This is a genomic window from Salinisphaera sp. SWV1 (assembly GCF_052044155.1).
Classification (GTDB): Bacteria; Pseudomonadota; Gammaproteobacteria; order Nevskiales; family Salinisphaeraceae; genus Salinisphaera.
On the sequence record NZ_JBQDYE010000009.1, the window covers coordinates 75996 to 90050 of the forward strand.

General features: G+C 64.5%; 13 protein-coding genes and 1 tRNA gene. All 14 read right to left on the reverse strand.

Annotation, left to right across the window (positions count from 1 at the left end; translation table 11 throughout):
* Window positions 1-43 precede the first annotated feature (43 nt).
* Window positions 44-667, reverse strand: coding sequence for a CGNR zinc finger domain-containing protein (locus ACS8YF_RS06425; RefSeq protein WP_440849395.1), 624 nt, complete (start codon window positions 665-667; stop codon window positions 44-46).
* Window positions 636-1766, reverse strand: coding sequence for a hypothetical protein (locus ACS8YF_RS06430; RefSeq protein ID WP_440849396.1), 1131 nt, complete (start codon window positions 1764-1766; stop codon window positions 636-638). The genes ACS8YF_RS06425 and ACS8YF_RS06430 overlap by 32 nt, the downstream gene beginning before the upstream one ends.
* Before the next feature lie 663 nt (window positions 1767-2429).
* Window positions 2430-2503, reverse strand: a tRNA-Gln gene (locus ACS8YF_RS06435).
* A 53-nt stretch (window positions 2504-2556) separates the two neighbouring features.
* Entirely contained in the window at window positions 2557-2949 is a 393-nt protein-coding gene (gene rpsI, locus ACS8YF_RS06440) for a 30S ribosomal protein S9 (RefSeq protein ID WP_440849397.1), read from the reverse strand.
* A 3-nt stretch (window positions 2950-2952) separates the two neighbouring features.
* Complete coding sequence (rplM, locus tag ACS8YF_RS06445; protein ID WP_109994030.1) at window positions 2953-3381, reverse strand: 50S ribosomal protein L13; 429 nt, start codon at window positions 3379-3381, stop codon at window positions 2953-2955.
* Between the two features lie 138 nt (window positions 3382-3519).
* Window positions 3520-4107: a nitroreductase family protein gene (locus tag ACS8YF_RS06450; RefSeq protein ID WP_440849398.1), complete on the reverse strand. Its 588-nt coding sequence runs from the start codon at window positions 4105-4107 to the stop codon at window positions 3520-3522.
* 4 nt (window positions 4108-4111) lie between these two features.
* Window positions 4112-4612, reverse strand: coding sequence for an LPS-assembly lipoprotein LptE (locus ACS8YF_RS06455; protein WP_440849399.1), 501 nt, complete (start codon window positions 4610-4612; stop codon window positions 4112-4114).
* A 92-nt stretch (window positions 4613-4704) separates the two neighbouring features.
* Window positions 4705-7146 carry a leucine--tRNA ligase gene (gene leuS, locus ACS8YF_RS06460; protein ID WP_440849400.1) on the reverse strand — a complete coding sequence of 814 codons (2442 nt, stop codon included), beginning with the start codon at window positions 7144-7146 and terminating at the stop codon, window positions 4705-4707.
* An 89-nt stretch (window positions 7147-7235) separates the two neighbouring features.
* Window positions 7236-8786, reverse strand: coding sequence for an apolipoprotein N-acyltransferase (lnt, locus tag ACS8YF_RS06465; protein ID WP_440849401.1), 1551 nt, complete (start codon window positions 8784-8786; stop codon window positions 7236-7238).
* Window positions 8787-8951: 165 nt separating this feature from the next.
* Entirely contained in the window at window positions 8952-9806 is an 855-nt protein-coding gene (locus ACS8YF_RS06470; protein WP_109994025.1) for an HlyC/CorC family transporter, read from the reverse strand.
* 74 nt (window positions 9807-9880) lie between these two features.
* Entirely contained in the window at window positions 9881-10342 is a 462-nt protein-coding gene (gene ybeY / locus ACS8YF_RS06475; RefSeq protein WP_440849402.1) for an rRNA maturation RNase YbeY, read from the reverse strand.
* Between the two features lie 2 nt (window positions 10343-10344).
* Window positions 10345-11343: a PhoH family protein gene (locus tag ACS8YF_RS06480; RefSeq protein WP_440849403.1), complete on the reverse strand. Its 999-nt coding sequence runs from the start codon at window positions 11341-11343 to the stop codon at window positions 10345-10347.
* Between the two features lie 42 nt (window positions 11344-11385).
* Window positions 11386-12789 carry a tRNA (N6-isopentenyl adenosine(37)-C2)-methylthiotransferase MiaB gene (gene miaB / locus ACS8YF_RS06485; RefSeq protein WP_440849404.1) on the reverse strand — a complete coding sequence of 468 codons (1404 nt, stop codon included), beginning with the start codon at window positions 12787-12789 and terminating at the stop codon, window positions 11386-11388.
* Between the two features lie 43 nt (window positions 12790-12832).
* Entirely contained in the window at window positions 12833-14044 is a 1212-nt protein-coding gene (locus ACS8YF_RS06490; RefSeq protein WP_440849405.1) for an acyltransferase family protein, read from the reverse strand.
* Window positions 14045-14055: the final 11 nt, after the last annotated feature.

The following is a 14055-nucleotide window of genomic DNA, read 5'->3' on the forward strand; positions in this document are numbered from 1 at the left end:
ACAGTCGCCAATTGCAGCCGCACAACCGCAGACTGGCGCCAATTCATTGCTTTCCGGCCTGTCGTCGCTCTCGTAAACGTTTGACCTTGGCTTGCTGGCCACACTCGGCCATGCTGCACCAGCGTCGTTTGCCATTACGCGAGTAATCAAGAAATAGCCATTGACACGGGTCGTTGGCACAAACCTTCAGTCGATTCATCTTATCTTCGTTGCACAGCAGATCGAGCGCGTTCGTCGCGATCTCCCACAATGGAACTCTGACAAAGTCGTCAGTGGCTTGCCAACGCAGGCGTGCACACCGATGGCCATCCGGGATGTCCAATACTCGATGCTGAATCGCTTCGCGAACCAAGCAATCGAGGTGCGCAATTGCAGCCTCCTGCGATGTGGGCCGCCCAAGTATCGACAAAAAAAGTGAACGCAGTCGATCGCGTAGCGCGATGGCCTCGTCGAACGCTTCACTCGCCCGAGCGGCATTACGCTGCATTTCCACCCACAGCCGCGCACGGATATCAGAAGAAAGCAATCCCGCACGACAGCATATGTCGACGACCTGTTGATAGTCGGTGAGATAATCCAGTTCGGATTCAGTTCCCGGATCGTCCACGGTGTTAACGAAATCCAGTACCGGATCCTCACCGACCAGAGGAAGGTCTTCGACGCCCATAATGCCCTGACATGATCGTTGAATGCGCAGTTTCCCGATTACGCGGTCTACGTAAAAGAATTCCGGGGCGTAACCATCGGTCAAGCTTTGGCAAGCTTACGCTCCAGACCACCGCCGCACCCGACATGAGCCAGAAACTGGCCGGCTCATGCAGACATGCTATCGCCAGCGCCATGGAAACCGGCCATTCCAGGCGAACCACCCAGGCCACGCTTACCGTTTCGAGTAAAGGCAACCCACGCAACAACAATAGTGTGGCAAGCGCATAGGTCGCTCCGAGAACGGACGCATCGCACCACCCCGCGTAATGCTTCGGAAGCATATCGTGGCCCAGCGTCAATCCCAGCATAAGCGACACAGCCAGCGCCGAGATAGCCGTACAAAACAAAAGCGGCTTGGCATGGGCCGTCGACAAGCTGTATCGATGAAACCGGCAGCCTATCCATAACGTCCGCGCAGCAACGACACTAACAATCGCCCACAGCAAGCCGTCGATGCGCGGCTCGTTTACCAACTGCGACCAAGCCAGCGCGATTGCCGTAATCGCTACCAATACGCGCAAAGACCGCCTCCAGTCGCGCAGTGACAATGCATCGCTTTGTATCCAGAACGGCAATAAGCCATAAATCAGCATGGCCAGGCCGACGGGGGCTTTCGCAACGGCTGCGAAAATGCCGTAGCTCTGCAATACAAATATCGGGCCCATGAACAAGCCCGGGATCAAGGTCGACCCCAGCAGGCCAGCCCGAGCGGGCCGGTCCCGGATAAGTCCGAAACCGAGTAACACGAGCAACGCCACACTGCGGGCAACCACCATACCCAGCGGGCTTGCGCCGTCACGAAAAGCCAGCACGGCCATCACCGGATTGGCGGCGTAGGCACAGACCGCGATCGCTACCAGACAACAACCCCAAAATAACGGATGTGGGTGCCGCGTTCGCCTGCCGCGCAAAAGCAACGGCTCACCGCTGGCCAGCATACGGCTTACCCCGACCATCCCGAGACCGATCGTATCCGGGCTCTGATCGCTATGCTCACCACGCCCGGCCCCTGATCGTTTTCCGACAAACACTCTGCCTTCCCTGTCTTTAGCAGACATACGCCTGATTCCTGTATTTATATGTATACCGGAATCATGCTATGAGTGCTACACGATCGATGGCGGACAACCGCTCTATATAAAGCAGGGGATTCGCTCTCCGAACAAATACAGACCGCCCAGCGCCTGTTTTGTGCATTGGTTGAACCGAGCTGTTCTCACTCAAGAGGCTGTTCGTCGGCGTGATCAGGAACACCGACAAGCGAGCTTTGGTTCGGCCAGCAACGAGGGATTGCCGACGCCGCGGTCGAACCGAGCGTCTTATCAAATCCGCGACGCCGGCCATAAAAAACCCGCGCGAGGCGGGCTCTTGTTTGGCTGAGGAAAAGTGATTGCTCGCGGCTCCGCCACTCGGCCCTCCGGGTCCAGCCGGGCAAGCTCGACTGTCTTCGCGCGCTGCGCGCTCGTCGAACCGAGGGGTTCGAACCAGATACTCATCCCCAGCAAAACCCCAAAGACCGCCTTCGATCAATTAATACGGGTAATACGGGACCGCTGTAGCTCGGATTATTCGCGGCTTCGCCGCTCACCCCTTCGGGGCCGCCGTCGCTTCGCTCCAGCGTTCTCGCGGCCTACGGCCGCTCGTCGAACCGAGGGGCTCGAACCAGATACTCATCCCCAGCCAGACCAAAAAAAAGCCCGCCGGAAGGCGGGCTTTTGGTCTGGCTGGGGATGAGGGATTCGAACCCCCACTGACGGAGTCAGAGTCCGTAGTCCTACCATTAGACGAATCCCCAGTAACCTGGAGTGGCTGGCTGCGTATTGTAACGCAGCCAGCCGGCAGCCGTCGCTAGCGCTTGGAGTACTGCGGCGACTTGCGGGCCTTGTGCAGGCCGACCTTCTTACGCTCGACCTTGCGGGCGTCGCGGGTCAGATAACCGGCCGCGCGCAGCGCGGGGCGCATGCCTTCGTCGTAGTCGACCAGGGCGCGCGCCAGACCGTGGCGGATGGCGCCGGCCTGACCATTCGGGCCGCCGCCGTTGACGGTAACGGTGATGTCGAAGCGGTCGGTCGACTCGGTGGCTTCCAGCGCCTGGCGCACGATCATGCGCGAGGTCGGCCGGCCGAAGTATTCGTCCAGCGTCTTCTTGTTGACCGTGATCTGACCGGAGCCCGGCTTGATGAACACGCGGGCGGAAGCGGTCTTGCGGCGGCCGGTGCCGTACGACTGTTCGGTTGCCATGTCTTAAATCTCCAGCGTCTGCGGCTGCTGTGCGGTGTGCGGGTGGTCGGCGCTCGGATAGACACGCAGCTTGCGGAACATCTGGCGGCCGAGCGGCCCCTTCGGCAGCATGCCCTTGACGGCGTGCTCAATGACCCGCTCGGGATGGCTGGCCATCTGCTTGCCGAGCGTGATCTCCTTCAGGTTGCCGACATACCCGGTGAACCGGTAGTACTTCTTCTGCTCGGCTTTCTTGCCCGTCGTCTTCACATTCGAGGCGTTGATCACCACGATGTGGTCGCCGACATCCATGTGCGGCGTATATTCGGGCTTGTGCTTGCCGCGCAGGCGAAAAGCGATCTCGGAGGCCAGTCGACCGAGCGTCTTGTCGGTCGCGTCCACGACGTACCAGTCGCCGGGCACCTCATCTTTCTTCGCGGAAAACGTCTTCATTGCAACTCTTATACCGTAGGAGGTCGCAAGCCGTAGCGGGAGACCAGCGACCCGGGCTGCGAAAGCGCGCAATTCTATATCTGTCTCGGGGTTTTTGCAATGCCCTTTGACGCGGAACTCGAATCGCCGCCGTCGGCTTCAGTCCAGCGCGCGGACGATGTGATCGACCGACTGGCGCTGGGACCTGGGGCGCCGCTGGGCATAACCGTACCAGACCAGCCCGACGCAGTATTCCCCCGATTGCGCGCCAAGCAGTTCGAGGAATGCGGCTTCGCGCGTGACCGCCCCGCTCGCCCACTTGGTGCCGACGCCCGCGCTGTGCAGGTAGAGCATGAGATTCTCGACCGCGCAGGCACAGGCGGCGTAGTCCTCGCGCGCGGTGATCGGGTCGTCACTGGGACAACAGTTGACGGCCAGCCAGCCGGGCATGCTCTGCCACCGCTCGCGCTTGGCTTCGGCCACGTCCGGGCCGCGGCTGGCCGCCAGTAGGCGGCTGTTGAGCTCGATGATACCGGCCTTGGTGCGCTCGCCGATGAGATAGAAGCGCCAGGGTTCGGTGCGGTGATGATTCGGCGCCCAGCGCGCAAGCTCGATCGCCTCGTAAATCAGTGCGGCCTCGGGCACCTGGCCCGGCTTGAACCGGTCGATCGTGCGCCGGCCGCGGATAAGCGCGGCGGCATCCGCCGGCGAGACCGGGCTGTCTGTCAGTGTTGCGCGATCCGCCATGGCCTCAGTTACCCTTGGCACGGCTCGAGCCGAGCTTGTCGTTGGCCTGGGCGATGCGATCGAGAATACGGTTCGCGAGATTCTTCTGCATTTCATTCAGCAATTGGTCGCGCTCGCCCTCGGACGACAACCGCTGGGTGTCCGACACGCTGTAGTCGCGCGTGGCCGATAGCGTTTCGCCCGACAGCTGCTTGGCGCCATGGACGCTGTAATTGAAGACCACCCGGGTCGTGAGCGCGTACTCCGCCGCATACCCGTCGACCGGGCTCACCGAGACGATACGCTGGCTGTTGCCGACGCTCACGATGTCGATTTGGGCCGGGGCATCGGCGTCGCCGAGCAGATGCTGGCGGCGCAAACGCTGTTTGAGCGCGGTCACGACCGGCGGATCCCCCACCTGATAGGCATTGCTGTATGACACGCGCATCGACGAGATGCCTTTGGGCAACGGCGAAGCGCCCTGCATGTGGAAGCCGCAGCCCGCAAGCGAAAGCAGCGCCAGCATGACGCTCGCCCGGGCGGCGCGAGCGCGAATGGTGGCGGATAAGCAAACGTGACCCATTATTCGTGCTCTCTGCTTGGGCGATCCATCGCGGCTCAGACCACCAGATTGACCAGCTTGCCGGGCACGACGATGGTTTTCTTCAGGTCCCTGCCCTCGATATGACGCACCACGTTGGGCTCGGCCAGCGCGGTCTCGGCCACTGTATCGCGATCGGCATCGGCCGGCACTTCGATACGGGCGCGGACCTTGCCGTTGACCTGCACCACCAGCGTGAGCGTATCGCGCACCAGCGCGGCCTCGTCGGCGACCGGCCAGGCCGCGTCCAGCAGCAGCCCGTCACGGCCGAGCGCGCGCCAGAGCACATCGCATACGTGCGGCGTGATGGGCGCGAGCATGCGCACGATCGCCTCCAGGGCTTCCTGGCGCACGGCCTGCAGCTCGGGCTCGGGCGCGTCGTCGACCCGGCCCAGCGCGTTGGCCAGTTCCATGATCGCCGCGATCGCCGTATTGAAGGTATAGCGCCGGCCGACGTCGTCGCCCACCTTGGCGATGGTCTCGTGCAGTTTGCGGCGCAACTCGCCGGCCTCACCCGTCGCCGCGGTGGCTGGCGCCACCACGCCAGCCTCGACATGCGCGGCCACCAGCCGCCACAGCCGGTGCAGGAAGCGATGCGCGCCTTCCACCCCGGCATCCGACCATTCCAGCGACTGGTCCGGCGGGGCCGCGAACATGGAAAACAAACGCATGGTATCGGCGCCGTAGGTTTCGATCAGCGCCTGGGGATCGACCGTGTTGCCCTTGGACTTTGACATCTTGGCGCCGTCTTTCAGCACCATGCCCTGGGTGAGCAGCGCCTTGAACGGCTCGTCGGCCTTCGCCAGCCCGACGTCACGCATCAGCTTCTGGAAGAAACGCGCGTACAGCAGATGCAGGATCGCGTGCTCGATGCCGCCGATGTATTGATCGACCGGCATCCAGTAATGCGCCCGGTCGTCGATCATCGCATCGGCGTCCGGGCAGGTGAAGCGGGCGAAATACCAGGACGATTCCATGAAGGTGTCGAAGGTATCGGTCTCGCGCCTGGCATCCTTGCCGCATTTCGGACACGTGGTGTTCACGAATTCCGGCATGTTCGGCAGCGGTGAACCGGCGCCTTCGGGCGTGACATCCTCGGGCAGCACCACCGGCAGATCTGCTTCCGGCACCGGCACCGCGCCGCAGTCGTCGCAATGAATGATCGGGATCGGCGCGCCCCAGTAGCGCTGACGCGACAGACCCCAGTCTCGCAGTCGATACTGGGTCTTGCGCCGCGCTGCGCCGCGTGCTTCCAGCCGGTCCGCGATGTCGTTGAACGCCGTCTCGAAATCCTTGCCGTTATCCTCGCCCGAGTTGACCAGCCCGCCCTTGTCAACGAAGGCGGCCGCGGTCACGTCCCCCGGCGCCCCGGATTCGTCGGCGATCACCGACACGATCGGCAGGTCATAGGCGCGGGCGAATTCCCAGTCGCGCTGGTCGTGGGCCGGCACGCTCATGACCGCGCCGGTGCCGTAACCCATCAACACAAAATTGGCGGCGAAGATCGGCAGTTTCTCGCCCGACAGCGGGTGAATAGCCTCGACCGGCAGCCGATAGCCTTTCTTGTCGCGTGTTTCCAGCCCGGCCTCGGCGGTACCGCCGGCCCGGCATTCCTCGACGAAGGCCGCCAGTTCGGCATCGGTATCGGCGGCGGCCGCGACCAGCGGGTGGTCGGCGGCGAGCGCCATGTAGGTCGCGCCGTGCAGCGTATCGGGGCGCGTGGTGTAAACGGTCAGCGGTTCGTCCTGGCCGGCAACCGAGAAATCGATCTCCAGGCCGGTCGAGCGGCCGATCCAGTTGGCCTGCATGGTCTTGACCGCGTCCGGCCAGCCGTCGAGCTTGTCCAGGTCGTCCAGCAGTTCGTCGGCATAATCGGTGATGCGCGCGAACCACTGCGGGATCGCGCGCTGCTCGACGATCGCGCCCGAGCGCCAGCCGCGCCCGTCCACCACCTGCTCATTGGCGAGCACGGTCTGGTCGACCGGGTCCCAGTTGACCACCGATTCGCGGCGATAGACCAGGCCCTGCTCGAACAGCTTAGTGAACAGCCACTGCTCCCAGCGATAATAGGACGGGTCGCAGGTGGCGATCTCGCGCGACCAGTCGTAGGCGAAACCGAGCTGCTTGAGCTGCTCGCGCATGGCGGCGATGTTGTCGCGCGTCCATTTCGCCGGCGGCACGCCGTTCTTGATCGCCGCGTTCTCCGCCGGCAGACCGAAGGCATCCCAGCCCATCGGCTGCAGCACGTTCTTGCCGCACATGCGGTGGTAACGCGCGATCACGTCGCCGATGGTGTAATTGCGCACGTGCCCCATATGCAGCTTGCCGCTGGGATAGGGGAACATCGACAGGCAATAGAACTTCTCGCGGTCGTCGCGGGCCACGCGAAAAGCGTCGGCTTCGTCCCAGCGGTGCTGGACGTCGGCCTCGATGTCGGCGAAACGGTAGCTGCGATCCATCGGTCCTACGTGAGTCAGTTGCAGAGCAGCGCAAGTGTAATGTCTTGGCCGGCACCTGTCCGCCCCACCCAGCCTTGCCCGCCTGTTTTTCAGACTCTTTCGCGCAACGCGCGGCGTCTTTCCGCCGGCCGTCGGCGACGTGACGCCTGCCAGCGCAGACCGGCGCTGGCCAGCAGGGCGAGCAGCACGACGCCCGCACTCGCCCACCACAACGGGCGGTTGCCATGGACCACATAGGGCGTGGCGCCCGCGCGCGGCGCAAGCTCGCCGATCAAACGGGCGCCCTGATCGACCGGCGCCGCGTGTAGCACCCGACCGTCGAAGCCGATGATCGCGCTGATGCCGGTGTTGGCGGCACGCACCAGCGGCCGGCCCGTCTCCAGGGCCCGCATGCGGGCGATTTCCAGATGCTGCGCGAGTGCCGTGGTCCCGGCGAACCGGCCGTCGTTGGTCGCATTGACCAGCAGCCCGGCCCCCGGCAGTTCACGGCGGATATCGCGCCCGAACACGTCCTCGAAGGAGATCGAGACCCCGAGCGCGATGCCGTGGACCCGAATCGGCGGCTGGTCGGGCGCCCCGGCAACCGTGCGCCCGCCCGGCCCCGCCACCCACCGGGCAAGCCACGAAGGGCCCGGCATCGTTTCCGCGAATGGCACCCGGCGACGCTTGTCGTAGCGTCCCTGACCGATGCCGAGCGCCAGCAAGCTGTTGTACCGACGCCCGCCATGATCCGCGGGCCAGAACAGCCCCGCCAGCACCATCTGGCCGCGTTTTGTCGCGCCCGCGTTCAACCGCGACAGATAGCCGTCAATTCGCGCCGCCGAGGCCGGGATCGCCACCTCCGGCCAGACCACCAGGTCCGCGTTCGTGCGCCGTGTCATGGCGCGATAGCGGCGTAGCGCCGGCCCGAGCGTGGCCGGGCGCCATCGGCCGGCCTGGGCGATGTTGCCCTGGATCACCGCCACGCGCAGTGTCTTGTGCAGCGGCCGGGTCCAGTGGGCCGGCGACGGCACGGACCACACCACCAGCGGCAGGATCGCGATCAGCACGAGCGCCACCAGGCGCGCGAACAGTGTGCCGGTATACAACAGCCAGAGCACACCGGCGGCGATCATCAAGGCAGCGCTCAGCCCGTGCACGCCGACCATCGGCGCGAGACCGTTGAGCGGCGCCGCAATGGTGATATAACCCAGCGACAGCCAGGGGAAACCGGAAAACAGCCAGCCGCGCAGCAGTTCGGCGAAGCACCACGCGCCCGGGACCGCGGCCAGCGCCCAGAGCGTCGGCGCCAGCCGATGGGTGGCGCCGGCGACGGCCCCCACCAGCGCCGGGAAACAGGCCAGATAAGCCACCAGACACGCAACGCTCAGACCGGCGAGCGCTGCGCCGTTATGCCCATGCACCGCGACATACACCCAGTAGATGCCGGTGCCGAAATGCGCCGCGCCGAACACAAAGCCACGCCAGGCCGCCCGGCCCGGCCCGACCGGGCGCCACAGCGCAATCAGCCCGACCAGCGCCACGAGGGTGACGGGATACAGATTCCAGGGCGCGAAGCCGAGCGTGGCCAGGCCGCCGAGTGCGGCCGGGATCAATAAATCGACAACGCAACGAAGGCCCGGGGTCGGCTGCTGTTTCACGGCAGGCCGGCGCACACGCCACGCAGGCCCGACCTGGGGCCCGCGCCAGGCAAAAAAGCGACCGCCGGCCGCGGCGGGCCCCGGTCAAGGCGAGGCACACCGAACGGCGCGGTCTTGTATGGAACGGCAACAGACATCACGGCCATGCCCGCCCCGGCCCGCCGCCTACTCCGGGGCCTCGGGCAACACCGTCATCTGGAACAGATGAATCCGGCGCGAATCGGCGCGCTGCACGTTGAACTGGAAGCGGTCGATGATGGTGGTTTCACCGCGCTTGGGCATATGCCCGAACTCGTGCATGACCAGGCCGCCGAGGGTATCGAACTCGTCGTCCGAGAACGCGGTGCCGAAGTAGCGATTGAATTCGTCGATCGGCGTCAGCGCATTGACCTGATATCGATTCTTCTCCTGACGAAGAATATTCGCGCCCTCGGTCTGGTCGTATTCGTCATCGATCTCGCCGACGATCTGCTCGAGCGCATCCTCGATGGTGACCAACCCGGCCACACCGCCGTATTCATCCACCACCACCGCCATGTGGTTGCGCGAGGCCTTGAATTCCTTGAGCAGCACATTTACCCGCTTGGCTTCCGGCACATACACCGCCCGGCGCAGCACAGTGGTGAGATCGAAGGCTTTATCCGCGCCGTCCGACTCGGTCAGGCTCAGCATGTCCTTGGCCAGCAGGATGCCCACCACCTCGTCGCGCGATTCGCCGATCACCGGAAAACGCGAATGGCCGGATTCGGTGGCCACCGACAGGATCTCGGCGGCGTCCGCATCCGAGTCGATCACCACCATCTGGGAGCGCGGCACCATGATGTCGCGCACCTGGAGTTCGGAAACCTTGAGCACGCCCTGCATCATCCACAGGGCATCGACGTCGAGCAGCGCGTTCTCCTGGGCTTCGCGCAGCACCTCGATCAGTTCATCGCGATCGCGTGGCGGGCCCGCCAGGCTCATGCCGATCTGGCGCAGCCAGCCCCGACTGGACTGATCGCTGTCGTCGTCGTCGCTCATGGTAAACGCGGCCCGAGCCGCCTCCTCAAATCCGTGTTGTGTGATCGCCGGCCGCTATCCGCGCCTGGCGATGGCTAGGCCGCGTATGGGTCGTTATGGCCCAGCCGCGCCATGACGCGGCGCTCGGCCGCTTCCATGATATCGGCCTCATCGTCGCCGATATGGTCAAAGCCCAGCAAGTGGAAGCCCCCGTGAACGACCATGTGCAGCAGATGCGCCTCGATGGTCTTGCCCTGCGCGGCGGCCTCCCGGGCCACCACGGGCGTGCAGATCACCAGATCGCCGAGCGCGAAGAAACCGGGCAGTCGGGCATCGGCCGGAAACGATAGCACGTTGGTGGCATGCGGCTTGTCGCGAAAGCGGCCGTTCAACTCGGCGGACTCGGCCTCGTCGACCAGGCGCACATCCACGCTGACCTCATCGTGCTCGCGCTCGATGCCCGCCTCGTCCAGCACGGCCGCCACGGCGTCGATCAATGCCTGCTCGTCGTATTCGGCCCGTACACCGGGCGCGGCGACGAGATTGAAATCGATCACCGTCAGCCGGCCCCGCCGTCGTTCTCGGCATCCCGCTCGTAGGCCGCCACGATGCGCTGGACCAGCGGGTGGCGCACCACATCGCGGCCGACGAACCGGGTCACGCTGATGTTGTCGATCCCCGAGAGCAACCCGACCGCATGCGACAGCCCCGACTGCTTCGACGGTGGCAGGTCGATCTGGGTCATGTCGCCGGTGACCACCGCGGTCGAGCCGAAGCCGATGCGGGTGAGAAACATCTTCATCTGCGCGACGGTGGTGTTCTGTGCCTCGTCGAGAATGATGAAGGCCTCGTTGAGCGTGCGCCCGCGCATATAGGCCAGCGGCGCGACCTCGATCACCTGGCGCTCGATCAGCCGGCTGACCCGGTCGAAGCCGAGCATTTCGTAGAGCGCATCGTAAAGCGGGCGCAGGTAAGGGTCGATCTTCTGCGCCAGATCGCCTGGCAGGAAACCGAGATTCTCGCCGGCCTCGACCGCCGGGCGCACCAGCATCAGCCGGCGTACCCGCTCGGATTCCAGCGCATCGACCGCGGCGGCCACGGCCAGATAGGTCTTGCCGGTGCCGGCCGGGCCGATGCCGAAGTTGAGATCGTTGTCGGCCATGCGCGCCATATAGCGGCGCTGGTTCGGACCCCGCCCGCGCACGAGCCCGGTGCGCGTCTTGATCATCACCTCGCGCGGCGATTCGTCGTCGCCCGAGGCGACCGCGGCCGCATCCTCGCGCTCCTGTTCCGCGGTACGCGCGACGACGTGGACGCGATCGGTCGCGATCGGCCCGCCGGCGGTGGCGGCATAGAGCTCATTGAGCGTATCGATCGCCGCCTCGGCGGCGCCGTTCGCCCCGTCGACCTGGAACAGATGGCCGCGGTTGTGCACCGCCACGTTCAGGGTCTTTTCGATCAGGCGCAGATGCTCGTCCTGCGGTCCACACAAATGCGCAAGCCGTTCCATGTCGAGCGGCTCGAGCTCCAGTGTCCTTCTTACGGTGTTGTCGGCCAAATTGCCTCGGCGTGGTTGCGGCGCATGGGGACGATCGCGGGATCACTCGATCGCGGCCAGCCCCGGGGGCGGATCCGCGGTCGCGACCGCCGACTCTGTCATCTTTATGCGGCCACGCAGCGAATTATCCAAGGCCTCGGTGATCTCGATTTCGACGAAATGGCCGGCCATGCGTGGATGGCCCTCGAAATTCACCCAGCGATTGGAGTCGGTGCGTCCGGCCATCTGGCCGCCACCGCGCTTGGATTCGCGCTCGACCAGCACACGCTGGGTGGTGCCCACCATGTTCGCCATGTACTGACGATTGAAGTCGGCGATGCGATCCTGCAGGCGCTTGAGCCGGGCTTTCTTGACGTCGCGTGGTTCGTCGTCAGCCATGTCGACCGCCGGCGTGCCCGGGCGCGGGCTGTAGACGAAGGAAAACGCCGCGTCGAAGCCGATCTGTTCGACCAGATCCATGGTCGCCTCGAATTCGGCCTCGCCCTCGCCCGGGTGGCCGACGATGATGTCGGTCGACAGGCTGATATCGGGCCGCACCTCGCGCAGGCGCGCAATACGCTCCTTGAAGTGCTCGACCGTGTAACCGCGGTTCATGGCCTCGAGCACCGCATTGGAGCCGGACTGCACCGGCAGGTGCAGATAGTTGGCGAGCTTCGGCACGCGGGCATAGGCCTCGATCAGCGCGTCGGAGAATTCCAGCGGATGGCTGGTGGTATAGCGGATGCGCTCGATGCCGTCGATCTCGGCCACGAACTCGACCAGCATCGCCAGATCGCAGATCGAGCCGTCTTCCATCGGCCCGCGATAGCCGTTGACGTTCTGGCCCAGCAGTGTGATTTCCTTCACGCCCTGCGCCGCCAGCTCGGCGACTTCCAGTATCACGTCGTCGAACGGCCGCGAGATTTCCTCGCCGCGCGTGTAGGGCACGACACAGAAGCTGCAATACTTGGAGCAGCCTTCCATGATCGACACGAACGCGGTTGCACCTTCGGCGCGCGCCGGCGGCAGGTGATCGAACTTGTCGATTTCGGGGAAGGCGATATCGACGATACCGGCACCGTTATCCGCAATATCGTCCAGCAACTGCGGCAACCGGTGCAGTGTCTGCGGGCCGAAAACCATATCCACAAACGGCGCGCGCTCGCGAATGGCGTGGCCTTCCTGCGAGGCGACACAGCCGCCCACGCCGATTACGAGATCCGGATTCGCGTCTTTCAACGGCTTCCAGCGGCCGAGCTGCGAAAACACCTTCTCCTGCGCCTTCTCGCGGATCGAGCAGGTGTTGAGCAGGATGATGTCGGCCTCTTCGGGCGTGCCCACGCGGGTTGCGCCGCGGTTCCTGGCCAGCACGTCGACCATCTTGGCCGAGTCGTACTCGTTCATCTGGCAGCCCCAGGTGGCCACGAACACCTTCGGCGCGCTGTTGTTGTCCACCGTTTCCGACATCGCGATCGAACCGTTGGTTGAGATCGAGGATTGACCGCTCAGTTTAACCCATTCGGCCGGTCATGCCGTAGCGCCGTATTTCGGCCCGGCGCATGCGTCGCCGCAGCGCCTGATAGGCGCGCCCGGCGCGATCGGCGGCAACGCGCGACAGCTGGACCGCCGGTTGCTCGATCGTGCGATACGCCAGATCGCTGACCACGAAACACAGCACAAACGTCAAGATCAGCAGCCAGCCCAGCGGCATCCGCCCGGCGAAGCCGTGCAGCATTGCCAGCAACACGATCGGATGGAACAGATACAGACTGTAGGAAATCCGCCCCAGATACTGACAGGGCGATGTTTCGAGCACACGCCGGAAACCCGGCTCGGCCGCGGCCATCATCGGCCAGTCGTAGGGCATCATCGTCGCCAGCCCGATGATATGCAGCGCCTTGCCGCCGTAGACATAGAGCGTGAAGGTCAGCACCCCAAGCAGAATCCGGGTACGCCCCGGCAGCCGGCCGTACGCGGCGAACAGGCTCTCGCGATGATGCGCGAGGCTCGCGCCGATGGCGAAAGCCAGCATGTAGTGCACCGTCAGCACATAGGCGGTCAGGCCGCCGTGGGCGGCAAAGCCGGCGATATTCATGCTCTCGCGCACCGCTGGCTGGCGCAGCACCACCATCGTCGCGCTGGCCACCACGAACGGCATGAGCGCGGCCCACCAGCGCATGCGGCGCACCATGAGCAAGATGAGCGGAAACACCAGCGAGATCCGCATCTCGTGCACCAGCGTCCAGATCGTGAAGTCGTAGCGATCGGCGTTGAACTGGCCGATGAACAACAGATGCTCGCCGATCGAGGGCCAGGTCACCGGCCACGACCAGAACTTGTTGATCCAGCTGTTAAAGCCATCCAGGGTATCGCCCGACACCGCATACGCGCCGATGATGCCGAGCACGATCGCGGCCAGATAGGGCACGTACAGCCGCACGACCCGCTTGGCCACATACGCCGGCATCGACAACTTCGCGCGTGCGAGCAGCAGATACAGCACGAAACCGCTGAGTACGAAGAACAGCACCACCGCGGCATGGCCCTGAAAGAGCACGTCCACCGGTGTCTGTTTGGCGATGCGGGTCCAGTGAAAAAAACGATCGTAGATCGCATCCTGCTGGCCCCGCATGACCATGAACAGATGGCCGATGATCACACTGCAGGCCGCCAGCCCGCGGAGCGAATCGAACGCATGGATGCGTGACGAGGAACGGGACATGAACGAATCTC

Excerpts from the sequence above, each read along its gene's own strand:
- ACS8YF_RS06425 (WP_440849395.1), bottom strand. The coding sequence starts at position 667 with ATGGGCGTCGAAGACCTTCCTCTGGTCGGTGAGGATCCGGTACTGGAT.
- ACS8YF_RS06430 (WP_440849396.1), bottom strand. The coding sequence starts at position 1,766 with ATGTCTGCTAAAGACAGGGAAGGCAGAGTGTTTGTCGGAAAACGATCA.
- rpsI (WP_440849397.1), bottom strand. The coding sequence starts at position 2,949 with ATGGCAACCGAACAGTCGTACGGCACCGGCCGCCGCAAGACCGCTTCC.
- rplM (WP_109994030.1), bottom strand. The coding sequence starts at position 3,381 with ATGAAGACGTTTTCCGCGAAGAAAGATGAGGTGCCCGGCGACTGGTAC.
- ACS8YF_RS06450 (WP_440849398.1), bottom strand. The coding sequence starts at position 4,107 with ATGGCGGATCGCGCAACACTGACAGACAGCCCGGTCTCGCCGGCGGAT.
- ACS8YF_RS06455 (WP_440849399.1), bottom strand. The coding sequence starts at position 4,612 with ATGCTGGCGCTGCTTTCGCTTGCGGGCTGCGGCTTCCACATGCAGGGC.
- leuS (WP_440849400.1), bottom strand. The coding sequence starts at position 7,146 with ATGGATCGCAGCTACCGTTTCGCCGACATCGAGGCCGACGTCCAGCAC.
- ACS8YF_RS06470 (WP_109994025.1), bottom strand. The coding sequence starts at position 9,806 with ATGAGCGACGACGACGACAGCGATCAGTCCAGTCGGGGCTGGCTGCGC.
- miaB (WP_440849404.1), bottom strand. The coding sequence starts at position 12,789 with ATGTCGGAAACGGTGGACAACAACAGCGCGCCGAAGGTGTTCGTGGCC.
- ACS8YF_RS06490 (WP_440849405.1), bottom strand. The coding sequence starts at position 14,044 with ATGTCCCGTTCCTCGTCACGCATCCATGCGTTCGATTCGCTCCGCGGG.